Consider the following 25,374-nt stretch of genomic DNA (forward strand, 5'->3'; position numbering starts at 1 on the left):
AATATTTATAAAATCATGCGTATTCTAATTACTGGAGCTTCAGGTTTTTTGGGAGGACATTTAGTTGATGCCTTTGTAAAAGATTTACATCAGGTAAAAGTACTAATAAGAAAAACAAGTGATATTACACATCTGTCCACTTACGGAAAAAATATTGATTATGTATATGGAGATATTGAAAACCCAATAAGTTGCCATTCAGCAACTCAAGACATTGATATTGTAATACACTCAGCTGCAAGAGCAATGGACTATGGCAACTATAAAACTTTTGAAAAAACAAATATAGAAGCAACTAAAAATTTACTGACTGCTGCTAAAAAAAATGGAGTTCAGAAATTCTTATTTATTAGCAGTCCAAGTGTATTAGCCGAATTTAAAGATCAAATTAATATTAATGAGCAATATCCATATCCTAGAAAAGCAATGAACTATTATTGTGATTCAAAAGCTAAAGCTGAGCAATATGTTTTGAGTCAAAATGGCTATGGTATTTATACAACTAGCATCAGACCAAGAGGCATATGGGGACCTCGTGATAAGACTGGTTTTCTTCCCAAACTCATGAAAAGAATAGCAACTGGCAAATTAAAAAACCTCTCTGGAGGAAGACCTGTTTTAACTGACTTATGTCATGTATACAATGTTTCACATGCTTGCTTACTAGCAAGTAAATCAGATAAAGTTGGTGGTAATATCTATTTCATAACAGATGATTCTACTATTGAAGTCTGGACATTTCTTAATCACCTAGCAATACTTTTAGAGCTTCCTGAAATTAACAAAACAATTCCTTCAAAAATACCAATACTAGCAGCTTCAATATTTGAAATTTTATGGAAAATACCGTATTTGAAACATCATAAATCTATGCCTCTTTCAAAATATTCATTGGGCTTATTAACTCGACAAAGCACCTATAACATTAGTAAAGCTAAAGAAGATTTTGCCTATCAACCTATTATAAATGAACGTCAAGGTATTCAAAACTTATTAAGTTGGATCAATCAAATTGGGGGTGTTTCTGCTTTTACAAAACATGTTTAATCATAAATAATTATGAAAGAATTCATAAGAAAAATTTCAGCCTCTGAGAGACTATATTTGACCGGAGCTCAATTATATCCTCCCTTTTGTATTCGAATGGTTATTGAAAGTGATCATTCAATAGCTATAAAACAATTACAAAAAGCTGTGTCTATAGCCTCTAAAAGACATCCAAATAGTAGATTGATTCTTGTAAAAAAAGGAATGCATTCTTTTTGGAAAGATTCTGGTATTGATCCTCCTGTAATTTCTTTACCTAAATCATCAGAAAAAGAATTCTCTTCTAAAATGAATTCCGCTATTGACGCGCCTATAGATTACAAAAAAGGTCCAACAAGCTCCGTATATCAAATACAAAATGCTACCTCGTTTTTTATTATTTTTAAAGTATTTCATGGGACAATGGATGGTAAAGGGGCTATATCTTGGGTTAATGACGTTTTTCGAGCGTTAAAAAAAGAGACTATAATAGGCGCAACAAGTACCTTAACAGACGAAGGATTTTTAAAAACTACCAGTCCTAAAAATTCATTTCGTAAAAATTATCCTCTAAATGCCACTCCAGCTATAAAAAAAGAGACAAGGTATAAAACTGATGATATAGCCACACAAACAGTTATCAAACTACCTGGTAAACACACAGCAATAGTTGCCAGATTAATTCATTATTTTTTAAAAAAAGGAAAAATAAATCGTTTCATGATTCCTGTTGATCTAAGGAAGCATGTAACAAATATTCAAACTGGAAGTAATTTTAGTAATCCTATTTTTTTTGAAACTGATGATTCCAAAGATCTTGAATGGAAAGATATTTATGTAGACTTAATTGAACAGTTAGCCGAAAAAAAAGAATTACAAACAGGTCAATATGATACTATATTTCATTATCTACCGGTGGTATTTTTAAACTACATACAAAAAAAACTACAGAAAAAGCAAATTAATAATAGTAGCTTCATGCTAAGTGGTATTATCTCACATATGGGTAAAATAGAATTACAAAACTTTAGCTTTGATAACTTTAATCCTAAAGGTGTGTTTTTTTATCCAATGCACCTTCCTAATATAGCAAGTTCTTTTGTTATTTCAGAAAACAATCACCAAACATACCTCGGCATTAGTGTCCCAAGTAAACTAGCAGATTCAAAAGACTTATCTTTATCACTAAAAAACTTTAAATTACAACTTTCACAAGATCGCATTAAAAACACAAAACCTTCAGTCATAGAAGGAAATAAAAAAAACGATTTCCCATATCAAAGCATAGACAAATGGCTTTTTGAAGAAGTAAAAAAGCACCCTAAAAAAATAGCTTTACGCGAAGGTAATAGCAATACAACATACGAGAAATTTTACAGTGATTTATCCGCAATTGCTAATGCTTTAGCTACTAATTATCAACCTAAAGGAACTATCATAGCAATTCACTCTAAACGTTCTAGCTATCTAATAAAAAGTATTTTTGCCGTAATAAAAACTGGTGCTGCGTTTCTATTAATTGATGATAGTTACCCAAAAGATAGAGTAACATATATGCTGAATGATGCAAAAGTTACTCTTGTCATTACTGATCAATTGATGACCTACCCAGAAGGGGTTCAAAAGATAAAAATTAATGATTTTAAATATGATAACTTTCGCAATGAGAAAAACGAAATACCAACTCGAAATAATGAATTAGCTTATGTATTGTATACCTCTGGTTCCACTGGTAAGCCAAAGGGAGTTTGTGTAAGAACTGAGAGTTTGCTTAATTATCTTAATTGGTCCATTAATTATCTTTCGAAAGACCAAACAGCAAATTTAGCGCTATTTAGTTCCATTTCTTTCGATGGTACATTAGATAATATTTTTCCTCTTTTTTCAGGAGGAAGTATTACTTTATATCCAGAACCTTTTGATTTGGACCTCTTATCGAGAATTATTCATAATCCAAATATCAACGCAGTAAAACTTACTCCTGCTTACTTAAAATTGATTTCTCTAATTCATATTCGTGCTACACACTCTATTCAAAGTATTTATGTTGGAGGTGAAGAATTAACCAGATCAATAGTTCAAAATACTTTCAAAAATTTCGGAAACCATATTACGATTTATAACTTATATGGTCCTACAGAAACGACCATTAGTTCTTCTTACCTAAAAATAGATTATACTACTAATTTATCGAAAAAATCAGTTTCTATAGGTACTCCAATTGATAACACAAAGATTTATATTTTGGATAAAAATTTACAGATCGTTCCAAGGAATAAGATAGGAGAAATATACATTAGTGGTGCTGGAGTATCATTTGGTTATTTAGAAAATCTCTTATTAACTAGAAAATCATTCATAAAAAATCCCAGTTACCCAGATGAAATACTTTATAAAACAGGAGATTTAGCTATTTTGGATGATAATGATTTAATACACTATAGAGGTAGAAATGATCATCAAATAAAGATTAATGGAGTACGAATTGAACTTCCAGAAATCCAACATGCCATCTTAAATACTCCTAGATTAGAAGATGTATCGCTCATAACAGAAGAGACACGGCAAGATAACGAGAATACTAAAAAAATAATTATAGCTTTTTTTACTCCTAAAAATATAAATGTAGGGGATATTAAAAAACAAATAGCATCTCAATTACCAAAATATATGATTCCATCTAAATTTATTGGATTAGATAAAATACCTTATACTAAAAATGGAAAAGTTGATCGAAAACAATTATTGAAGATCTCAAAAAAAATAGTAAAAGAAACAAAGGTTCCGATTCCTTCTGTATTAAACTCAAAAGAGTTGAATTTATTAGTTATATTTTCTGAAATCTTGAAAATTGATAAAAATGAGATCGATAGAGAAGATTCATTTAACGACTTGGGGGGAGACTCACTTGGTATGCTTTTTCTTTTAGATCGTATAGAAAAAGAACTAATTGATACTAAAAACATAAAAAAATGGAAGGAAAAAATTTCTTTAGTTATTCAAACTCCTACCATAAAAAAAATAGGTAAACTGTTAAATCAAATATAGTTTTCTTGTAATAATTTAAGTATTGAATATCTTCAAAATATTACTTTCTTTTTCAAAAAAATAAAACTGTGTTATTTACTTATACGCTAACCTAACTAACAGTTAAACAAACTAGTTGTAAATCAAGATCAGCTTATATCTATTTTATAATTAAGAAAAATGGTGAAACAAAAAGTTTTATAATTACTAAATAAAAAAACACTGGACTAAACCAGTGTTTTCGTGACCCAAGAAGGACTCGAACCCTCACCATCAGAGCCGAAATCTGATATTCTATCCATTAAACTATTGGGTCTTCTTTGTTTGCAAAAATACTATTTTACAAGCTTACTCTTTACAATTGTAGAAATTATTTTACCATCAGCTTTTCCTACTAATTTTTTTGAAGCAACTCCCATCACCTTTCCCATATCCTTTATTCCTTCTGCTTTTATATCTCGAATAATATCATTTACAACTTCTTCTATTTCTTCCTTGCTAAGAGCTTTTGGCAAAAACTGTTCAAGAACAGAGGCTTCTGCGAGTTCAGGCTCTGCCAGATCATCTCTACCTTGATCACTAAAAATAAGAGCACTATCTTTTCTTTGCTTTACTTGTTTCTGAACAATTTTTAATTCTTCCTCATCAGATAATTCTGCATCACCTCTTTCTGTATTTACTAACATAAAAGCAGATTTTAAAGCTCTTAATGCTTTTAAAGCCAATACGTCTTTTGACTTCATGGCCTCTTTTATTTTTTCTGTTAATTGTTTCTGTATTTTCATTCTAAGTTTTGTTTAGAAAAATGATAAATTTAATCTACATTATCATGTAAAAATGAATTGTTTGAATTTAATAAGTCATCCTTATCATTTTTTAAGGCCTTGTCTATTTTACTAATATCTTGATTAGCATCTATATCAACTCCTAATCTTTTATATGCTGGCTGACGTTCAATTTCATCTATATTTTTACTTACTTTGTCAGCAAAGCGATAATTAAATCCTTTCATTTTATCTCGCCTCTCTTGAGCCCTTCTTTGTAATTCTAAAATAGTTAAACTCATAGGAGATCCTTCTTCATTTAACTCTGAATTCAATTCATCCTCCTTGGAACTTGTTTTTACCTCAAACCTCAATGACTCGTCTTCTTCTTTAGCTATTTTTGGAATAGAGCTCTTTCCTATTGTTGGTTCAGCTTTAAAATCTTCTAAAATATATCGTTTATGTATTTTTTTCGAATCTACAACATCTGCCTCAACTTCTAAATTTTTAATTTGCTCTGTTGTTTTTACTATTGTAGATTCTTCAACTTTTGGCTTAATTTCCTCAAATGAGTTTAAAGGTAAATCAAACAGTAAATCTTGCTGAATACTCTCTTCCTTAATATTTTCCTCTTTGTTCGTATTTGAAGCGTTAGTAATGATAAAATCTTCCTCAGAAACAGAATTAAAAGTAACTTCATCATAAACTACATCAATGTTCTTGATAGACTCAGTTGTAAAAACTAGATCAGGGTTTTCTTCATTTTTCTCTTCTTTTAAAACATGTACCACCCTCTGATCAATCTTTTGTGTTAAAGGTTCGTCAATTGTAGGGGCTTTCTCTACTTTTTTCTCTTCGAAATTATACGTTGCCTTTTGCTCATCTTCTAGTGTATGAACAATTTTTTTTATTTCAGTACTTGATATATCTCCTTGCTGATCTAATGTGAAACCTGTTGCTACAACCGTCAAGGAAATTCCATCTTCTAATGCATCATCTTCACCTATTCCCATGATTATATTGGCATCATAACCAGCTTCTTCTTGGATATAATCATTAATCTCACCAATTTCGTCCAAAGTCACCTCATTCGCTCCTGAAACAATTAATAAGAGTACATTTTTAGCTCCTGTAATTTTATTATCATTTAACAATGGTGAGTCAAGAGCTTTAATAATAGCATTTTTAGCTCTGTTAGCTCCAGCCTCCTTTGCTGATCCCATAATCGCTGTTCCACTATTTGATAATACTGTTCTCGCGTCATGTAAATCTATATTTTGTTTATAGTGATGTGTTATTACTTCAGCAATTCCTTTAGCCGCAGTTGCTAAAACTTCATCTGCCTTTGAAAACCCTGCTTTAAAACCAAGGTTACCATATACTTCTCGTAATTTATTATTATTAATTACAATAAGTGAATCAACATGTTTTCGTAACTCATCAATACCTTTCTGAGCTTGTTTTGAGCGCATTCTTCCTTCAAATTGAAATGGCATCGTAACGATTCCAACCGTTAAAATATCCATATCTTTTGCTATTTTAGCAATAATTGGAGCAGCACCTGTACCTGTTCCACCTCCCATTCCAGCAGTAATGAACACCATTTTAGTATGTGCATTTAACATCTGCTGTATTTCTTGAATACTTTCTGCTGCTGCTTGAGCACCAACTTCTGGATTTGCTCCAGCTCCTAAACCAGATGTCAAATGCGCACCTAATTGAACTTTATTTGGGATTGGACTATTTTCCAAAGCCTGGGCATCAGTATTACAAATTACGAAATCTACTCCGTGAATTTGTTTATTGTACATGTGATTTACGGCATTGCTTCCTCCCCCACCTACTCCAATAACTTTTATAGCATTAGATTGTGTTTTAGGCATGTCGAATGAAATGTTATCAAATTCTGCGCTCATAATAACTTTTCTTTTAATGATTTTAATTTAATTTAACTCTACAGGGGACAAGTTTAGAGTTTTATTCTATTTATTCTGCGTTATCTAAAAATTCCTTAAACCTTTCAGTGAACTTTTCAAAGAATGATTTTGATTTTTTTTTCTGTATTTCCTCCGTTTTATAGACTTCTTTTTCATCTTCTGTTTTTATTTCCTCTTCTTTTCTTTCAAAAACGATATGTTCTTCTTCTTTTTTCATTTCTACAATTGTTTCTTCTTCTTTTTCCAATCCTTCAATTAATAAACCAACAGCAGTTGCATATGCTGGACTGGATAAAACATCATCAGAATCCCCTGCTAAATGCTCATTTGGGTATCCAATACGAACGTCCATCCCTGTAATGTATTCTACAAGCTGTCTTAGGTGTTTTAATTGAGAGCCTCCTCCTGTCAAAACAATTCCAGCTATTAACTTTCCTTTCTGTGTTTCATGTCCATAATTTTTGATCTCTAGATAAACATGTTCTATGATTTCTTGAACCCTTGCGTGTATGATTTTAGATAAATTTTTTAGTGTTATCTCTTTAGGCTCTCTCCCTCTTAAACCGGGTATCGATACTATTTCCGTTTCTTTATTTTCACCTGGCCAAGCTGACCCAAACTTTATCTTTAATAACTCTGCTTGTTTTTCAATTATCGAACAACCTTCTTTAATATCTTCAGTAATTACATTTCCTCCGAAAGGTATTACTGCAGTATGCCTTATAATACCGTCTTTGAAAATAGCTAAATCGGTTGTACCGCCACCTATATCGATTAGGGCTACCCCTGCTTCCTTTTCTTCTTGGCTAAGTACTGCCGAGGCTGAAGCGAGTGGTTCCAATGTTATGTCCGAAAGACTAAGCCCTGCACTTTTAACACAACGTCCAATATTTCTAATTGAAGACACCTGCCCAACAACAACATGAAAATTAGCCTCAAGTCGCCCGCCATACATTCCTATTGGTTCCTTAATCTCTGGTTGGCTATCCACTTTAAATTCTTGTGGAAGAACATGGATAATTTCTTCACCAGGAAGCATCACTAACTTATGAACCTGTTCAACTAAATTTTCTATATCAGAGTTATCTATAACTTCATCTGATTTTTCTCGTGTTATGTAGTCACTGTGATGTAAACTTCTAATATGCTGCCCAGCAATCCCCACAACAACATTTTCTATTTGATATCCAGAAACGCTTTGAGCTTCATCAACCGCTTGTTGTATTGACTTTATTGTTTGCGTAATATTATTAACAACGCCACGTTTCACACCTAGGCTTTTCGCTTTACCAATACCGAGAACTTCAAGCTTTCCATACTCGTTTTTACGACCTATCATGGCAACAATTTTGGTTGTACCAATATCTAAACCAACTGCTATTCTATTGTTTTCCATTATGACTATGTTTTGTGCATACAACCTGGTTGTGATACTTTACGTTAATTAATTTATACCGCGTAATGGTTTCGTCTATAAGTGCCTTATTATAAAAGGCCTTTAACTTTTTTAATTTGAGTGAGGCAAACTCGCTACCTCCAAATACTACCCTATAATCTCCAGAACGAACATTAAAAACATACTCACCGTTCGACTCTCTTTCGACTGCAATGATCTCTTTTTTAAAAAAATCATCGCTTGCGATGGTTTGTAGTAATTTTATAAGTTCTTTGATTTCTGTAGCATCCTCTACTCCCGAGACTAACGGAACTCTCGATGAAAAATTACTTGACATTGGAATTTTAACTCCAAATCTATCAATATAAAAAAACGTATCGCCATTTACAAGACGAGCCAAAGGCTTACGTTGTTTTATTAGGGTTTTCAGTATTCCATCTATTGTTAAAAAAACAGAAGCTTTTTCAACATACGGATTCATCGAAACTCTAGTCTCTAGAGAGTGTAAATCTACTACTCTTTTCGGTTGATTTTTAACAAATTTTCGATTTTGTATTAACATTTTATCAACCATACTATGCGTCAGGAAGTTATTATCTCCTTCTTCAAATTCAACGTCTATTTTTTCCACCATCTTATCTCTATTTCTATCGATAGAAAACCCATATAAAAAAAATAAAAAAGCAATTAATGCAATAAACGTTATGTAGGACGAAATCTTTCTCAAATTAATAAACTGTATTTTTTTTCTAAACCTAATTTTACTCTATCTACTAACAAAGAAATATCTCCAGCACCAATCATTACGATAACATCCGCATTTGATTTTAAAACATTCTCAATAAGTTTATTCTTTGAGGTTATTTTTTTTTCATTTATTGTCATTTTTTGCATTAACCAATCTGATGTTATCTCTTTTATTGATTGTTCTCTTGCTGGGTATATATCAAGCATTAAGACCTCATCAAACTTTGAAAGTGAATCGGCAAATTCATTCCCAAAATCTCTTGTCCTTGTATATAAATGCGGTTGAAATACAGCCAACACTTTTTTTCTAGGGTACATTTCTCTTATAGCAGTCTCTACTGCTTTTATCTCTGTTGGATGGTGTGCATAATCATCAATTAAAACTACTTTTTCCGATTTAATTTTATATGAAAATCTTCTTTTAACTCCCCTAAAACTAAACAACTGATCTTTAATCATCTCAAAAGATACACCATAAACATCTGCCATCGTAAAAGCAGCCAATGCATTCATCAAATTGTGTCTTCCTGCTGAATGAAACTTTATATCTTTAACTATCGTACCAGGTGTTTTTATATCAAATAAGTAACCACCTTCACTTACTTTTATATTTAAAGCTTGATAAGCCACAGAATTTCCAAAACCATAAGTTAAACCTTTAATTGGTAAATCTTCAGCCACAATTAAAGCATCCGAGACTTTTCCTGCAAATTCTCTAAAGGACTCATGCAAAGCGCCAGGCTTATCGTATATATCTAAATGATCTAAATCCATTGAAGTAATACAAGCGATATTGGGGCGAAGCTCTAGAAATGAACGATCAAATTCGTCTGCCTCTACTACAGAAATCAAGTCTTCCCCTAAAATCAAATTCGAATCGTAGTTCTCTAAAATACCCCCTAAAAAAGAAGTTGCCTTTAAGGGCTGCATTATGTGCCCTAAAATTGCAGATGTAGTGGTTTTTCCATGTGTTCCTGCAACCCCAAAACAAAATGTATTTTTTGTAATTTCTCCAAGAATTTCGGATCTTTTTAAAACAATATAATTATTAGCTCTAAAATAAGTTAGTTGTTGATGATCTGAGGAAATTGCTGGTGTATAAACAACCATAGTTTCCTTTTTATTTAAAAAGTGTAGATCTATGTTTTTTACTTCATCCTCATAATGAATACTTACTCCAAGCTCCTTCAAGGAATCGGTAATTGGAGAACTCGACCTATCATATCCTGCAACATTTTTACCCATAACAAAAAAATAACGGGCAATAGCACTCATTCCAATCCCTCCAATCCCAATAAAGTATATATTATCTACCTGCTTTAACTCCATATACTCCTTAATTTTGAATAATTTTTTCTATTTCATTAACGATATCATTAGTAGCATTTGGGAGTGCTAGCGTTTTTATATTATCACTTAAACTCTCTTGTTTACCTACATCTTTAAGTAAAGTTTCTAAAATTATTGGAAATGTTTTAAGGTCATTTTCCCTCAACAATATAGCTCCATGTTTATCAGAAATAGCCTTTGCATTTTTAGTTTGATGATCCTCAGCAACATTTGGAGAAGGAATAAAAATAACAGGCTTTCCTACAATACATAACTCAGAAACAGAGCTAGCCCCTGCTCTGGAAATAATAAAATCGGTTGCTGCGTATGCCAAATCCATCCTATCTAGAAATTGAAATACTTGAACATTTTCTTTATCATTATATTTTTTAAAATCATCAAAATATAATTTTCCACACTGCCATATAAGCTGTACATTATGACTTTTAAAAAAATCGAGATGGCTTTCAACCAATTGATTCATTTTCAACGCACCTAAGCTCCCACCTAAAACAAGTATTGTTTTCTTTTTAGAATCAATACTAAAAAACTTCTTTCCCTCCTCAGTTTTAACATGAATAAAAAGTAAATCTTGTCTGACTGGATTTCCAGTTTTAACAATGTTTTCAATTGGAAAAAACCGTTCTAAATTATCATACGCCACACATATTTTTTCTGCTTTCTTCGCTAGTAACTTATTCGTAATACCTGGATAAGAATTTTGTTCCTGTACTAAGATAGGGATGCCTTTTTTATTAGCCATAATCAAAGCCGGACCACTTGCAAAGCCTCCCGTACCTACTGCTATATCAGGTTTAAATCGGTTAATTATTTTGTTTGCATCCCAAAGACTCCTTAATAATTTAAATGGAAACGTTAAGTTAGCCAACGATAGCCTTCGTTGAATTCCTGAAATCCACAATCCCTTGATTTTATAGCCTGCCTGTGGTACTTTGATCATCTCCATCTTGTTTTCTGCTCCAACAAATAAAATATTTGCTTCTGGATAGCGTAGCCTTATTTCATTTGCGATAGCAATAGCAGGGTAAATATGGCCTCCTGTGCCTCCTCCACTGATTAATATATTTAGTGATTTCTTCATGTCAAATCTAATTGGCTTTATTTTACCTTTAAATAGTTTCATGTAAAATATCTAAAGGATTATCATCTAAAATAGTTTCTTCTGTTTCGTTTTTAGACGCGCTTACACTCAAAATCATGCCCAAACCGAAACATGTCATCCAAATAGATGTTCCCCCACTACTAATTAATGGCAAGGTTTGCCCCGTTACAGGCAAAATATTTACTGCTACCGCCATGTTAATCAGTGCCTGAAAAACAATTGGTATACCAACACCAATTACAAGTAATGTTCCAAAAATTGTATTCGCTTTTTTTGCAGTAATTAATATTCTAAAAAGCAATAAAAAATAAATAAATATCGCTAGTAAAGCTCCTATCAAACCATACTCCTCAATAATGATTGCATAGATAAAATCTGAGGATGATTGAGGTAAAAAATTCTTCTGAACACTTTTGCCTGGTCCCTTTCCAAAAGTCCCGCCTGTTGCAATAGCTATTTTTGCCTTTTCAACTTGATAGTTCTCTGCCCCGTCTGAACTCGAAAAACTTTCTAATCTACTTTGCCAAGTATGAATACGATTAGGCATTGCATCTGGAAACGCTTTAGCTACTAAAATAAAAAACAATAACGAGAACAAACCAATTCCAAGTATATAACCTATATACTTCAAAGGATAGCCTCCAACAAAAGACAATAAAAGTATCATTGTAAAGAAAATCGCCGTTGTTGAAAAGTTAGCTGGTAATACTAAAATCAAAACCAACCCAACTGGGAACCACATTTGCAACAAACTTTCTTTAAACTCAATAGGCTTCTCTTTATTTTTTGCCAAGTACCTTGCTACATATACCATTATAACCAAGCCAGCAAGAGTAGAAGTTTGAAAGCCAATTCCAACAAAAGGTATTCGAATCCAACGACTTGCATTTGCCCCTCCTATAACCGTACCTTGTGACATTGTAAAAATTAAGAGTAAAACAACAATAGGCAACATAAGAACCGACCCTCCGCTAAAATACCTATAGGGTATTTTATGAACCCCATAAATAATAGCAAATCCAGAAATTAACAAAACGATATGCTTTATTAAATGTCCTAAAGTAGACCCATTACCTACAACATAAACTAAATTTGTACTAGCGCTATATACCGGCATAAATGAAAATACGGCCAAAACAAGTACAATAGCCCAGATGGATCTATCTCCTTGAATATGTCGAAATAAGGGTTTCATATCTTTACTTTTTACAATCCTGCAACAGCTTCCTTAAATTTATCTCCACGATCTTCATAGCTACTAAATAAATCAAAACTCGCACATGCTGGCGACAAAAGTACTGTATCTCCTTTTTCAGCAATCTTATGAGCAACCTTTACAGCCTCTTCAGCACCCGCAGTTTCAACCATTATATCAACTACATTTTGAAATATTTCAACTATTTTTGAGTTATCCAGCCCTAAACAAATAATTGCCTTCACTTTTTCTCTAACTAAAGGCAATAAATCTGTGTAATCATTTCCTTTATCAACACCTCCTACAATCCAGACCGTAGGAGTATCCATACACTCTAATGCGTAGTATGCAGCATTTACATTAGTCGCCTTACTATCATTTACATATTGTACTCCATTTATTTTAAGCACATTTTCCAAACGATGTTCAACCCCCTCAAAATCACATAAGCTTTCAGCTATTATTGATTTTCTTGCTTTTAATAGGCGAGCTGCCATTGCTGAAGCCATAGCGTTCTTTGTGTTATGTTTTCCCTGTAATTTTAAATTTGAAACATTCATTAATACTTCTTCCGAATTAAATTTTATTATAATATTTTGATCTCTTAAAAAAGCACCATATGCTAACTCCTCTTTTATTGAGAAGGGTACTAATTTTGCTTTAGTTTTATTTTTATTCAACCACTCAACAATTACTTTATCATCTTTATTATAAATTAAAAAATCATTTTCTTTTTGATTTTTAGTTATTCTAAATTTAGACTCTATATAATTGTCAAAACTATGGTTGTACCTATCCAAATGATCAGGTGTTATATTGGTCAAAACAGCAATATCTGAACTAAAATCATGTATACCATCTAACTGAAAACTACTTAATTCCAATACGTAAATGTCATGAGATTTTTCGGCTATTTGCTTTGCGAAACTATCTCCAATATTTCCTGCAACACCAACATTAAGCCCCATCTTTTTTAATAAATGATATATTAACATCGTCGTTGTTGTTTTACCATTTGATCCTGTAACACCAATAACTTTTGAAGTAGTATACTTTGCAGCGAACTCTATTTCTGAAACTATTGGCACACCTTTTTTAACTAACCGCTCAACCAAAGCTACTTGTTCTGGAATACCTGGACTTTTCATCACTATATCCGCTTTGAAAATAAGCTCTTCACTATGTTTCCCCTCTTCAAAGGCTATATTATTTTGTATTAAAATATTTTTATAATGCTCTTTAACTAAACCTTTTTCAGATACAAAAACATCATAATTTTTACTTTTTCCTAAAATAGCCGTTCCTACACCACTCTCTCCTGCGCCAAGTATCACTAGTCTCTTCTTCATTTGCTATCTCAATTTTAAAGTAACAATGGTTAATACAGCCAATAAGATACCTACAATCCAGAATCTAGTGACAATTTTACTTTCGTGATACCCTAATTTTTGATAGTGATGATGCAATGGAGACATTTTAAAAACTCTTCGTCCTTCTCCAAACTTCTTCTTAGTATACTTAAAATAAGAAACCTGAATCATAACAGATAAATTTTCAATAACAAAAATCCCTGCAAGTATTGGTAATAATAATTCTTTTCGAATTGCTATCGCGATAACTGCAATAATTCCTCCTATTGTCAAGCTACCTGTATCTCCCATGAATACCTGAGCAGGAAAGGTATTATACCATAAGAAGCCAATTAAAGCACCTGCAAAAGCAAAAATAAACACAGTAATTTCACCAGATTTTGGTATGTACATTACATCTAAATAATCAGCAAAAATAATATTCCCCGACACCCAAGCGAAAATTGCTAAAGCGACAACCATAATTGCTGAGGAACCAGCTGCCAATCCATCAATACCATCAGTTAGGTTAGCTCCATTTGAAATTGCAGTAACCAAGAAGACAGTAACAAAAATAAAAATGATCCAACCATAACTTCTATAGTCTTTTCCTAAAAAAAATAAAACTTTGGCATAATCGAGTTCATTTTGTTTCAAAAAGGGGACTGTTGTCTTAGTAGATTTATGTGCTTCTCCAAAAACAATCTTTTTTCCATTTTTATCAACAACTTGGGAATCGGTAGACAACTGTTCTTTTATTGTGACATCAGGATGAAAATAAAGCATTGAGCCAACAATCAGACCTAAACCAACCTGACCTAAAACCTTAAATTTACCTTTTAAGCCTTGTTTATCTTTTTTAAAAACTTTAATATAATCATCCGTAAAACCAATAGCTCCCATCCATAAAGTTGTAATTAATAAGATTATAATATAAATATTATCCAGCTTTGTAAGCAGTAACACCGGAATCAAAGTACCTAAAATTATTATAACCCCCCCCATAGTTGGAGTACCAGATTTTTGAGTCTGTCCTTCTAAACCTAAATCTCTTACAGTTTCACCAACCTGTTGTTTTCTTAAATAATTGATTATTTTTTTCCCAAAAATCATGGTTATAAGCAGAGATAGTATAAATGCTGAAGCAGACCTAAAAGTTATAAACTGAAACACACTCGCTCCGGTCAAATTAAACTCACTCTCTAGATATTCAAAAATATAATACAGCATCTTTTTTATGTTTTTTGCTGGTTAAAGCAGTTTACTACTTCTTCTAAATCATTAAAAGGAATTTTCTTTCCTTTTACTTCTTGATATTTTTCGTGTCCTTTTCCTGCAATCAGAATAACATCTCCTGAAGCAGATAGTTTACAGGCCGTTTTTATTGCCTGCTTTCTATCTAGAATAGACAATATTTTTATTTGGTTTTCTGGAGCAACTCCCTCTTCCATATCGTTAATAATACTCTGTGGATCTTCTGTACGTGGATTGTCAGAAGTCAAAATTACCTGTGAACTTAAATAAGAGGCGATACTTGCCATTTGAGACCTCTTACTCTTATCCCTATCTCCACCGCAACCAACCACCGTAATAATACTTTCTTTATTCATCCTGAGATCGTTGATTGTTTGAAGTACATTCTTCAAAGCGTCAGGTGTGTGGGCATAATCTACAACTGCTGTAACCTTATCTTCAGAAACTACATATTGAAAACGTCCATCGACACTTTCTAGTTGACTTAGTAGACGTAATGATTCTAACTTTTCTAAACCTAATAACTCAGCAACGCCATATATTGCGAGTAGATTATATGCATTAAACTCACCTATCAATTTAGTCCACACCTGGACCCCATTAAAAACCAGCAAACTACCAGCAAAGCTTTTCTCTATGATTTTCCCTTTAAAATGCCCTACAGTTTTAAGTGTATACCCAAACTTCTTAGCTTTTGTATTTTGTAGCATTATTTGACCATTTTTATCATCAAGATTAGTTAGTGCAAATGATGTATTAGGTAGATTATCAAAAAAAGATTTCTTAACATCTCTATACGCTGCAAAATTTTCATGATAATCCAAATGATCATGTGTAAGGTTCGTAAAAACACCCCCTTCAAAGTGTAGGGATTCTGCTCTTTTCTGATGAATTCCGTGAGAGCTTACCTCCATAAAACAATATTTTACTCCGCAAGCTACCATTTCTGACAAATACTTATTAATAGAAACAGAATCTGGTGTTGTATGAGTAGCTTTGTATTCTTTATCATCAACTAATATTTTTACTGTGGAAAGTAAACCTACTTTAGCTCCTGAGCTTTTCAATAATTGATATAATAAAGTAGTTATTGTTGTTTTCCCATTAGTTCCTGTAACTCCTATTAATTTTAGTTTCTCAGAAGGATTATCAAAAAAGTTTGCCGAAATAGTAGCTAAAGCACTACTTGAATCTTCTACCTCAACATAAACAACTTTTTCTTTAAAGATCTCGGGTAAAATTTCACAAACAATAACTGATGCTCCTTTTATTAATGCTTTATCTATAAAATGATGACCATCTACGTTCACTCCTTTCTGAGCTAAAAATAAGCTCCCCTCCTTAACATTTCGACTATCGAAATAAATACCATTAATCATAACATCAACAGAGCCATAGATGGTTTTAATCGAAACTTTATTTAATATACTTTCTAATTTTTTCACTACGATAATCTTAGATAAACCGTTGAACCTTTTAATACTTTTTTCCCATGTTCAATTGACTGATATAACACCTTCCCAATTCCTGTGAATTTAACCTTTAATCCCATATTCTCAAGTAAAGAAATCGCATCCATACCACTCATCCCCAGAACCCGAGGCATTATAGTTTTGTACTTCTTGAGTTTGGTATAATACGCTTCATAATCCTTATCAACTTTTGCATAAGAAATAACATCTGTTACTGACTGATTTTGAATAGGAGTTGTTGTATATATTTTCTGAGCTATTTCTTTGAAAACTGGTGCCGCAACCTTGGCTCCATAATATCCTTTTTCTTTTTTTGGCTCGTGAATTACCACTATACATGAATATTTTGGGTTATCTGCTGGAAAAAAACCTGCAAACGAAGCAACATACTTCGAACTAGAATAATACCCTCCAGTGATTTTCCCATTTGAATCTTTATGCCTAGGAATAAACTTTTTTGCAGTACCTGTTTTTCCTGCCATTGAAAAATTAGAAGAATAAATATTACTTGCTGTTCCTTTTTTCACAGTATTCTCCATAATTTTTCGAACTTTATCTAATGTTTCTTGAGAAGCTATTTTATCCTTAACCACCTCTGTTCCAAAACGCTTATCTATTCTATTTGCTACTCTTAACTCTTTAACAAAATAAGGTTTCACTAACTTTCCATTGTTTGCAACAGCATTATAAAAGCTAAGTATTTGGAGAGGGGTTAATGAAACCCCATAACCCCAAGCCATCCATTCAAGAGTGATCGGTCTCCAATTTTTATCCGGAGTTCTGATAAAAGGTTTTCCTTCGCCTTTTATTTTTATTCCAGTTTGCTTATCCAAGCCGAAGGATTTAATTCTATTCACAAATTTCTCAGGTTTCCTATCGTAATACTTTTGAATCGTTTTAACAATACCTACATTTGATGACACTTCAAAAACTCTTGACAAAGAAATCCTACCATATCCTCCCACCTTGCTATCTTCTACTTTTCTGTCATTGATAAATATTTTACCTTTACCACAATCAACAACAGCAGAAGTATCAATTAGTTTATCTTCAAGTACTGCCATTAAACTAGCCAACTTAAATGTAGAACCAGGCTCATGACTTTCCCAAACAGCATAATTCCTTTTTTCATAATACTTACCTTTAGATGTTCTACCCAAATTTGCAATTGCTTTTATCTTTCCTGTACTCACCTCCATTACCACTGCACATCCATGTTCAGCCTCAAAATCTTGCATCTGCCTTAACAAAGCATGATGAACTATATCTTGGATATTGACATCGATTGTTGTAATGACATCATGCCCATCAATTGGCTCTTTTTCATTAACATCATTGATGGGTTTCCATTGTCCTTTTGCTATTTTCTGTTTTAATCTCCACCCATTTTCACCTTTCATATAATCCGCAAATGCCCCTTCAATCCCTGCTCCTCCTCTGTAATCATCATAACCGATTGTTCTCTCTGCAATCTTCCCAATTGGACGCACCCTAACTGTCTGTTGCTCAGCAATAAAACCTCCCCTATAAACACCTAGTTCAAATATTGGGAACTGTTTCATCCTAGCATAGTCATTATAACCTATACTTCTAGCTATAAGCAAATAGCGATTTTTACGCTTTCTAGCATCTCGCAATTTTTTCTGATAAAAACTTGGTCTTTTACCCATTAAACTAGATAATGAATCTGACAGTGACTTTATATTTTTCTCAAACACTCTTGATTTAACAGACATAACATCCATTCTAATAGTAAATTTTGACATTGAAGTAGCCAATAAATTCCCATCAGACGCATAAACATTCCCTCTGTTAGCAAAAATAGTATCGTTTCTATGTGTTTTAGCTAGCGATAATTTCCGGTACTTATCTCCATCCAAGAATTGTAACTCAAAAATCCTAAAAACAACAACTACAAAAAAAAGAGCCATCAAAATAACAATTACATAAAGTTTATTTAATATGCCTTTTTTTATCACCATCCTTATTGTTGTTTAATTGTTACTTTAATCTTTTTAGGAGGCTTTTTAGCTGGTGCTAAACCCTTCCCTTTCAACTTGGTTCTTATACTACTTTCTAACTTCATCCGCATTAATATGGCACTTGTATCAACATACTCTGCTCTCAACCTTCTTTTTTCTTTATTTAGTTCTGAGATCTCCACCACCTTAGCATCTGCGCTATGAGCTACTGAAATCATTACTAAAAGCAATCCAACTATAAAAAATAACATCTTCCAGTTTCGCACAGAACTATCATCAGTCAGAAAACCTCCTCTTAAAACATCATAAATATTTGCTCTCACTATTAAATTCAATTTATTTCAGCTCTGCTATCCTTAACTTTGCACTTCTTGCTCTATTATTTTCTTTGACCTCTTCTTTAGAGGGAATAATTAATTTTCCTACCCTTTTTAAAGGCTCATTCGTATTCCCAAAAACATCCTTTTCCAATTCCCCATTAAACATTCCTGTCCTTATAAATCGTTTAACTAATCGATCTTCAAGCGAATGGTATGAAATCACACTCAATCGCCCGTTTTCATTAAGCAAACCTGGAACCTGACTTAAAAAATCCTTTAACACCTCTAGCTCTTGATTAACCTCAATTCTTATAGCCTGAAAAACCTGAGCAAGTATTTTATACTCCTTTGCCTTAGGTAAAAAACTTCTCAAAACTTGTTTTAATTGAAAACTTGTTTTAATTTCACCTTCAGCCCTTTCCTGCACAATTCGTTTAGCCAAGGCTCTTGCATTTCGAAGCTCCCCGTACATAAATAAAACATCAGCCAAATCTTTTTCCTCGTACCTATTTATTATTTTTTTTGCAGAAAGCTCAGACTTCTGATCCATTCTCATATCTAAATCTGCATCAAAACGGGTTGAAAACCCTCTATCTGCAGCATCAAATTGATGGGAAGAAACCCCCAAATCCGCTAAAACACCATCAACTTTACCAACACCGTAAAAACGCAGAAACCTTGTAATAAACTTAAAATTTTCTCCAATCAGAACAAATCGACTATCATCTATCAGATTCCTATGAGCATCAGGATCTTGATCAAAAGCAAACAATCTCCCTTTTTCACCCAAACGACTCAAAATTTCACGAGAATGCCCTCCTCCACCAAAAGTCACATCAACATAAACACCCTCTGGTTTTACATCCAGAGCGTCTACACTTTCTTTCAATAACACTGAATTATGATAATTCATCTAAATCTATATTACCCATCACTTCTTCTGCTAAATCAGCAAAATCCACAACAGAATCATCTATTATTTTTTCGTACTTCTCTTTATCCCAAATTTCTATTATGTTGACAGCTGAAGACAACACCAATTCCTTTTTCAAACCTGCAAAACGACACAAATCTTTAGCGATCAAAAACCTACCAACCCCATCCATTTCTACAACTTTAACCCCAGCTGTAAAACGACGAATAAAGTCGTTGTTTTTCTTAACAAAACGATTCAATTTATTTATTTTTGTCATCATCAGATCCCACTCACGCATAGGGTAAACCTCTAAACAGGACTGAAAAACAGATCGCTTCACAACAAATCCATCTTGCAACACCGAAGACAATTGCTTTTTCAAAGCCGTAGGCATCACCAACCTACCTTTTGCATCCATCTTACACTCATATGTTCCGACCAGACTTTCCATTTAACAAACCAATAGTTTGGATCAAAAATATAAAAAAAATACCACTTTACCCCACTTTAAACCACTTTGTTGATAAGTTTCAACACTCTACTTAAAACACTGACTAGCAAAGAATAAATACTTTTTAAAACACCCAAAACGAAACAAGTCAACACACCAGTCTCTTACATAAGCACAAACTACTAATAGTTCGTTAACAAAAATCACTTATTCATATTAACTTAATAAAACATAATTTAAAATTCCATCAAAAGGAAAATAAAACAAATTAACAACCAATCAGGAAACTAAATCTTTATTAAAAACATATCCATTTTTAGGAAATATTTTAGTTTTTACAGACAAAAAACAAAAAAAACTCTTCTAAAAAAAGTGAAACAACGCATTACTATCAATAATAAAAGTGAAAAATTGCCAAAAAAAAACTACATTTGTCGATAAGTCAAATCAAACTTTTTATGACTGAATTTTTAAAGAAGGAAGATAAATTTACTTTCGCAGAAGCAGGAGAAGGAAAACCTATTATCGTTCTACATGGACTCATGGGGGCATTGAGTAATTTTGACACAACTTTTAAATATTTCTCAGAAAAAGGATATCAAGTTTTCATCCTAGAACTCCCATTATACACACTGCCTCTGATTAAAACCAATGTAAAGAATTTAGCTAAATATTTACATGAATTCATTAATTTCAAAGAACTAAAAGACTTTATCTTACTTGGTAATTCTTTAGGTGGTCATGTTGCTTTATACTATACAAAACTTCACCCACGGAATGTTTCAGCTCTAGTTTTGACAGGAAGCTCAGGACTATACGAAAACTCAATGGGAAGCAATTACCCACGAAGAGGTGATAAAGAATTTGTAAGAACTAAAACACGTGCTGTTTTTTACAATCCTGAAATTGCTACGGATGAATTGGTTGACCAAGTTTATGATGTTATTAATAATCGAAATTCTTTAATACGAACTCTTGCAATTGCAAAAAGTGCTGTAAGACATAATATGGCAAAAGATTTACCAAAGATGAATCATCCAACTTGCCTTATTTGGGGTCGACAAGATACAGTAACCCCACCTGAAGTTGCTGAAGATTTTCACAAATTATTACCAAACTCTGACTTATACTGGATTGATAAATGTGGTCATGCCGCAATGATGGAAATACCCGAAAAATTCAATACCATACTTGAGGAATGGCTTTCAAAACGTAACATTTAAATAACTCTCTTTGGATCAAATAAAAATGTTATGCATCAAGAAAAATAAATATTTGGTATTTAGATAAAATAAATATTAAACTTAAATTTACCTTAATGAAAATAAAATCTGCAGAGTTTGTAGTAAGCAATACTAATGTGATTAACTGTCCAAAAGAGAGAATTCCTGAATATGCTTTCATAGGGCGCTCAAATGTTGGAAAATCTTCGTTAATCAATATGCTTATGGAACGGAAAGATTTAGCCAAAACATCAGGTAAACCAGGTAAAACACAGCTAATAAACCATTTTAAAATAAACAATGAATGGTTTTTAGTAGATCTTCCTGGATATGGTTATGCACAAGTATCTAAAAAGAAAAGAGCCAAATTTCAAGGGTTTATTGAATATTATTTTAAAGAAAGAGAACAATTAGTTTGCGCTTTTATTCTTGTAGACTCCAGACATAATCCTCAGAAAATTGATATCGATTTTATGCAATTCTTGGGAGAAAATCAAATTCCATTCTGCATTATTTTTACCAAAGCAGATAAATTAAGTAGTTCCAAATTAGGAAAACAAATAACCTCTTACAAAAAAGAACTATTAAAATATTGGGAGGAATTACCAATGTCTTTCGTCACATCATCAACTAACAAACAAGGCAAGGAAGAATTTTTGAAATTCATAGAAAAAGTTAACGAAGATGTTGGTCCTAATTTCAAATAATGAAAATGCGAACCACAAAAGATTCACTTCAAATTTTATTTGAAGACAACCATATCATAATCATCAATAAGCGTTGTGGAGACATTACCCAGGGCGACAAAACAGGAGACACTCCGCTTAATGAAATTGTTAAACAATTTCTGAAAGAAAAATACAATAAACCTGGCAATGTCTTTTTAGGAACTGCTCATCGTTTAGACAGACCCACTTCAGGTATTGTCATTTATGCAAAAACATCAAAGGCTCTTGAACGTATTAATAAAATGTTCAGGGATAAGAAAATAATAAAAACCTACTGGGCCATTGTAAAAGGACATCCAAAAAAACACAAGAACTCATTAACCAATTTCATCAAAAAAAAACCACAACTCAACAAATCTTTTGTGTACGAAAAAGAAATAAACGGTAGTAAACAGGCAATATTACACTATAAGCTATTAAAAAAACTACAGAATTATTCTTTACTTGAAGTCAATCTAGAGACAGGCAGACATCATCAAATAAGAGTTCAATTATCTAATATAAAACACCCTATTAAAGGAGATTTAAAATATGGTGATAAACGGAGTAATAAGAATGGTGGCATTTCTTTACATGCTCGGAAAATAGAGTTCACACACCCTGTAAGTAAAGAACTTATAAAAATAGTAGCTCCTACTCCTAAGGAAACTATTTGGGAAGAATATCCGTAATTTCGTATATTTAAGAAAATATTATGGATGCGTGCTATTAAATATCTTCTTTTCTTAACACTGCCTATAACCGTGTCAATTTCTTTCATTCAAAATGGATGGTTGACATTCTTACCAGTGATCACATTTTTCATTATAGTTCCGTTACTAGAACTATTTTTTAAACCAAAAAACAACAATTTTAATGAGGAAGAAGAAGAAGTTGAAAAAAACAATAAATTTTATACTCACATTCTTTACTTAGCTGCTACACTACACCTATTTTTCCTTTTATGGTTTTTAATTTTTGTACATCATCAAAACATACCGCTAATAGATTTTATTGGTAAAATAACCTCCATGGGAATGATGTGTGGCGTTATTGGTATTAATGTCGGGCACGAACTGGGGCACAGAAATAATAGAATGGATATATTGATTGGAGAAGTTCTATTACTTAGCTCCCTCAACATGCATTTTCTACCTTATCACAACGCAGGACATCATTTTAATGTTGCTACTAAGAAAGATGCAGCAACCGCCAGACGAAATGAGAATGTTTACATATTCTGGATACGTTCCCATTTCCAAAGTTATTATCAAGCGTGGATATTAGAAAACAAGAAACTTCTCCTAAATAACAAACCTTGGTATCACTATCAGAACAGAATGGTGATATACACCATTGCTTCACTAGCACTAATTTTTCAAATTTTTTACTTTTTGAGTATTAAATCATTATTTGCTTTTATCTTAGCTGCAATCATTGGCATTTTACTATTAGAAACTGTTAATTATATAGAACATTACGGGTTATTAAGAAAACAAAACAAAAGTGGGCGATATGAACGAGTAAAAAGAATCCATTCATGGAACTCTGATCATGTAATAAGTAAATACATTTTATTTAACCTGTCTAGACATTCAGATCATCACTACAATGGAAGCAAACATTATCAACTACTTAAATCATTAGTTGAGAGTCCACAAATGCCAACAGGTTATCCTGGAATGATGATTCTAGCTCTATTTCCTCCTCTATGGTTTAAACTAATGAATAAAAAACTTCAAGCACTACAAAAAAATAATGAATATTAATAAAATAGTACAAAAACAAAAAAGCTTTTTTCTATCACACAAAACGAAAGATGTCTCTTTCAGAAAAAATTCACTAAAAAAGCTCCTTCATGAAATTAAAGAAAAAGAAAAAGAAATAATTAATGCCATCAATAGTGACTTTGGGAAGTCAGAATACGAAACTGTTATGACAGAAACATCAGTCATCATTGCAGAACTAAATCTAACACTTCGAAATATAAAAAAATGGAGTAAGCCTCAAAAAACACTTCCCTCTCTTTTAAACTTTCCATCCATTGCTAAAATTTATAAAGAACCCTATGGAAACACACTTATAATATCTCCTTGGAACTATCCTTTTCAATTGGCCTTCGCACCTCTTATTGGAGCTATTGCTGCCGGAAACACAGTACTTCTTAAACCTTCAGAACATACTTCTAATACGAGTAGTATTATTCGAAAAATTATTGAAAATGTATTCTCTCCAGAACATGTTAGTGTTATTGAAGGAGATGCCTCTGTATCAGAAAAATTATTAAAAATTCGCTGGGACTATATTTTTTTTACAGGAAGCACTTCAATCGGTAAGATAGTAGCAAAAGCTGCAGCAGAACACCTTACTCCCATAACTTTAGAACTTGGTGGTAAGAGCCCTTGTATAATTGATGAGTCAGCAAATTTAAAACTCGCAGCTAAAAGAATTTTGTGGGGTAAGTTTATAAATTGTGGTCAAACCTGTATATCTCCGGATTATATATTAATCCATACTTCTGTTAAAGAAAAATTTATTACTTATTTTCAACAAGAGTTACGGGAAGCCTACGGAGAAAATCCAGAACTTTCTCAAGATTTTCCTAGAATTATTAACTCTTTTAATTTTAACAGGTTACGCAAGATGATGGAGCATAAAATTATCTTAGGAGGTCAAATTAATGAGAAAGATCTTTATATATCACCAACCCTTATTGATGAACCTGAATTAAATAGTAAGGTTATGCAAGAAGAAATTTTCGGACCAATCCTTCCAATAATCTCCTATTCTAGCATCAGTAAAATTGACAAAATCGTATCGCAAAATGATAAACCACTTGCTTTTTATGTATTTTCCAAAAAGAAAAGTTTTGTAAATCAAATGATATCTAAATACTCTTTTGGCGGAGGAACAATTAACGACACTACAGTTCATTTTGTAAATCACAGACTTCCTTTTGGTGGAGTTGGTAAAAGTGGAATGGGAAGCTACCACGGAAAAAGATCTTTCAATACATTTACACACCAAAAAGGCATAGTATTTAGAGCTAACTGGCTAGATATACAAACTAGATATGCTCCATACAAAGGTAAATTAAAGCAACTAAAAACCTTAATGAAATTTGGATAAATATCTCTGATACAAAAACGAAAATAT

At 32.4% G+C, this 25,374-nt stretch carries 21 protein-coding genes and 1 tRNA gene; 7 read left to right on the forward strand and 15 right to left on the reverse strand.

What is annotated here, in order from left to right:
• Positions 1 to 15: 15 nt before the first annotated feature.
• Entirely contained in the window at positions 16 to 1,047 is a 1,032-nt protein-coding gene (locus ACSIGE_RS07395; protein WP_440882116.1) for an NAD-dependent epimerase/dehydratase family protein, read from the forward strand.
• A 12-nt stretch (positions 1,048 to 1,059) separates the two neighbouring features.
• The gene (locus tag ACSIGE_RS07400; RefSeq protein ID WP_440882117.1) at positions 1,060 to 4,074 is read left to right on the forward strand and encodes a non-ribosomal peptide synthetase; all 3,015 of its coding nucleotides are present in this window, start codon (positions 1,060 to 1,062) and stop codon (positions 4,072 to 4,074) included.
• 223 nt (positions 4,075 to 4,297) lie between these two features.
• Here ACSIGE_RS07400 and ACSIGE_RS07405 read toward each other — a convergent pair.
• The 15 genes from ACSIGE_RS07405 to mraZ form a co-directional block, all read right to left on the reverse strand.
• Positions 4,298 to 4,369 (reverse strand) — tRNA-Arg (locus ACSIGE_RS07405).
• Positions 4,370 to 4,388: 19 nt separating this feature from the next.
• Positions 4,389 to 4,838, reverse strand: coding sequence for a GatB/YqeY domain-containing protein (locus ACSIGE_RS07410; RefSeq protein ID WP_440882118.1), 450 nt, complete (start codon positions 4,836 to 4,838; stop codon positions 4,389 to 4,391).
• Between the two features lie 29 nt (positions 4,839 to 4,867).
• A complete protein-coding gene (gene ftsZ, locus ACSIGE_RS07415) occupies positions 4,868 to 6,733 on the reverse strand; it encodes a cell division protein FtsZ (RefSeq protein WP_440882119.1) in 1,866 nt (621 codons plus the stop codon).
• Positions 6,734 to 6,803: 70 nt separating this feature from the next.
• Positions 6,804 to 8,150, reverse strand: a complete 1,347-nt coding sequence (gene ftsA / locus ACSIGE_RS07420) for a cell division protein FtsA (RefSeq protein ID WP_440882120.1) — start codon at positions 8,148 to 8,150, stop codon at positions 6,804 to 6,806.
• Positions 8,137 to 8,784, reverse strand: a complete 648-nt coding sequence (locus ACSIGE_RS07425; protein ID WP_440882121.1) for a cell division protein FtsQ/DivIB — start codon at positions 8,782 to 8,784, stop codon at positions 8,137 to 8,139. The genes ftsA and ACSIGE_RS07425 overlap by 14 nt, the downstream gene beginning before the upstream one ends.
• An 89-nt stretch (positions 8,785 to 8,873) precedes the next feature.
• Complete coding sequence (murC, locus tag ACSIGE_RS07430; RefSeq protein ID WP_440882122.1) at positions 8,874 to 10,226, reverse strand: UDP-N-acetylmuramate--L-alanine ligase; 1,353 nt, start codon at positions 10,224 to 10,226, stop codon at positions 8,874 to 8,876.
• Positions 10,227 to 10,233: 7 nt separating this feature from the next.
• Positions 10,234 to 11,328, reverse strand: coding sequence for an undecaprenyldiphospho-muramoylpentapeptide beta-N-acetylglucosaminyltransferase (gene murG / locus ACSIGE_RS07435; RefSeq protein ID WP_440882193.1), 1,095 nt, complete (start codon positions 11,326 to 11,328; stop codon positions 10,234 to 10,236).
• A gap of 28 nt (positions 11,329 to 11,356) precedes the next feature.
• Positions 11,357 to 12,544: an FtsW/RodA/SpoVE family cell cycle protein gene (locus ACSIGE_RS07440; RefSeq protein ID WP_440882123.1), complete on the reverse strand. Its 1,188-nt coding sequence runs from the start codon at positions 12,542 to 12,544 to the stop codon at positions 11,357 to 11,359.
• Between the two features lie 11 nt (positions 12,545 to 12,555).
• Positions 12,556 to 13,893 (reverse strand): UDP-N-acetylmuramoyl-L-alanine--D-glutamate ligase, encoded by a 1,338-nt coding sequence (gene murD, locus ACSIGE_RS07445; RefSeq protein WP_440882124.1) that lies wholly within the window; start codon positions 13,891 to 13,893, stop codon positions 12,556 to 12,558.
• Between the two features lie 3 nt (positions 13,894 to 13,896).
• Entirely contained in the window at positions 13,897 to 15,123 is a 1,227-nt protein-coding gene (gene mraY, locus ACSIGE_RS07450; RefSeq protein ID WP_440882125.1) for a phospho-N-acetylmuramoyl-pentapeptide-transferase, read from the reverse strand.
• A 5-nt stretch (positions 15,124 to 15,128) separates the two neighbouring features.
• Positions 15,129 to 16,592 (reverse strand): UDP-N-acetylmuramoyl-L-alanyl-D-glutamate--2,6-diaminopimelate ligase, encoded by a 1,464-nt coding sequence (locus ACSIGE_RS07455; protein WP_440882126.1) that lies wholly within the window; start codon positions 16,590 to 16,592, stop codon positions 15,129 to 15,131.
• Positions 16,592 to 18,601, reverse strand: a complete 2,010-nt coding sequence (locus ACSIGE_RS07460) for a penicillin-binding protein (protein ID WP_440882127.1) — start codon at positions 18,599 to 18,601, stop codon at positions 16,592 to 16,594. Before ACSIGE_RS07460 ends, ACSIGE_RS07455 begins: the two co-directional genes overlap by 1 nt.
• 2 nt (positions 18,602 to 18,603) lie before the next feature.
• Complete coding sequence (locus ACSIGE_RS07465) at positions 18,604 to 18,936, reverse strand: FtsL-like putative cell division protein (RefSeq protein ID WP_440882128.1); 333 nt, start codon at positions 18,934 to 18,936, stop codon at positions 18,604 to 18,606.
• A gap of 1 nt (position 18,937) precedes the next feature.
• Positions 18,938 to 19,834, reverse strand: coding sequence for a 16S rRNA (cytosine(1402)-N(4))-methyltransferase RsmH (rsmH, locus tag ACSIGE_RS07470; protein ID WP_440882129.1), 897 nt, complete (start codon positions 19,832 to 19,834; stop codon positions 18,938 to 18,940).
• On the reverse strand, positions 19,821 to 20,288 hold the full coding sequence (gene mraZ / locus ACSIGE_RS07475; protein ID WP_440882130.1) for a division/cell wall cluster transcriptional repressor MraZ: 468 nt from the start codon (positions 20,286 to 20,288) through the stop codon (positions 19,821 to 19,823). The genes rsmH and mraZ overlap by 14 nt, the downstream gene beginning before the upstream one ends.
• Before the next feature lie 458 nt (positions 20,289 to 20,746).
• Here mraZ and ACSIGE_RS07480 point away from each other — a divergent pair, with 458 nt between their 5' ends.
• From ACSIGE_RS07480 to ACSIGE_RS07500, 5 genes are all read left to right on the forward strand, one after another.
• Positions 20,747 to 21,511 (forward strand): alpha/beta fold hydrolase, encoded by a 765-nt coding sequence (locus ACSIGE_RS07480; protein WP_440882131.1) that lies wholly within the window; start codon positions 20,747 to 20,749, stop codon positions 21,509 to 21,511.
• Between the two features lie 95 nt (positions 21,512 to 21,606).
• The gene (yihA, locus tag ACSIGE_RS07485) at positions 21,607 to 22,218 is read left to right on the forward strand and encodes a ribosome biogenesis GTP-binding protein YihA/YsxC (protein ID WP_440882132.1); all 612 of its coding nucleotides are present in this window, start codon (positions 21,607 to 21,609) and stop codon (positions 22,216 to 22,218) included.
• A 5-nt stretch (positions 22,219 to 22,223) separates the two neighbouring features.
• Positions 22,224 to 22,910 (forward strand): RluA family pseudouridine synthase, encoded by a 687-nt coding sequence (locus ACSIGE_RS07490; RefSeq protein WP_440882133.1) that lies wholly within the window; start codon positions 22,224 to 22,226, stop codon positions 22,908 to 22,910.
• Between the two features lie 27 nt (positions 22,911 to 22,937).
• Positions 22,938 to 23,987 (forward strand): alkane 1-monooxygenase, encoded by a 1,050-nt coding sequence (locus ACSIGE_RS07495; RefSeq protein ID WP_440882134.1) that lies wholly within the window; start codon positions 22,938 to 22,940, stop codon positions 23,985 to 23,987.
• Positions 23,977 to 25,347: an aldehyde dehydrogenase gene (locus ACSIGE_RS07500; protein WP_440882135.1), complete on the forward strand. Its 1,371-nt coding sequence runs from the start codon at positions 23,977 to 23,979 to the stop codon at positions 25,345 to 25,347. The genes ACSIGE_RS07495 and ACSIGE_RS07500 overlap by 11 nt, the downstream gene beginning before the upstream one ends.
• Positions 25,348 to 25,374 lie beyond the last annotated feature (27 nt).

Origin of the sequence: Tenacibaculum profundi, from assembly GCF_052050075.1 — a bacterium.
Lineage (GTDB): Bacteria > Bacteroidota > Bacteroidia > Flavobacteriales > Flavobacteriaceae > Polaribacter.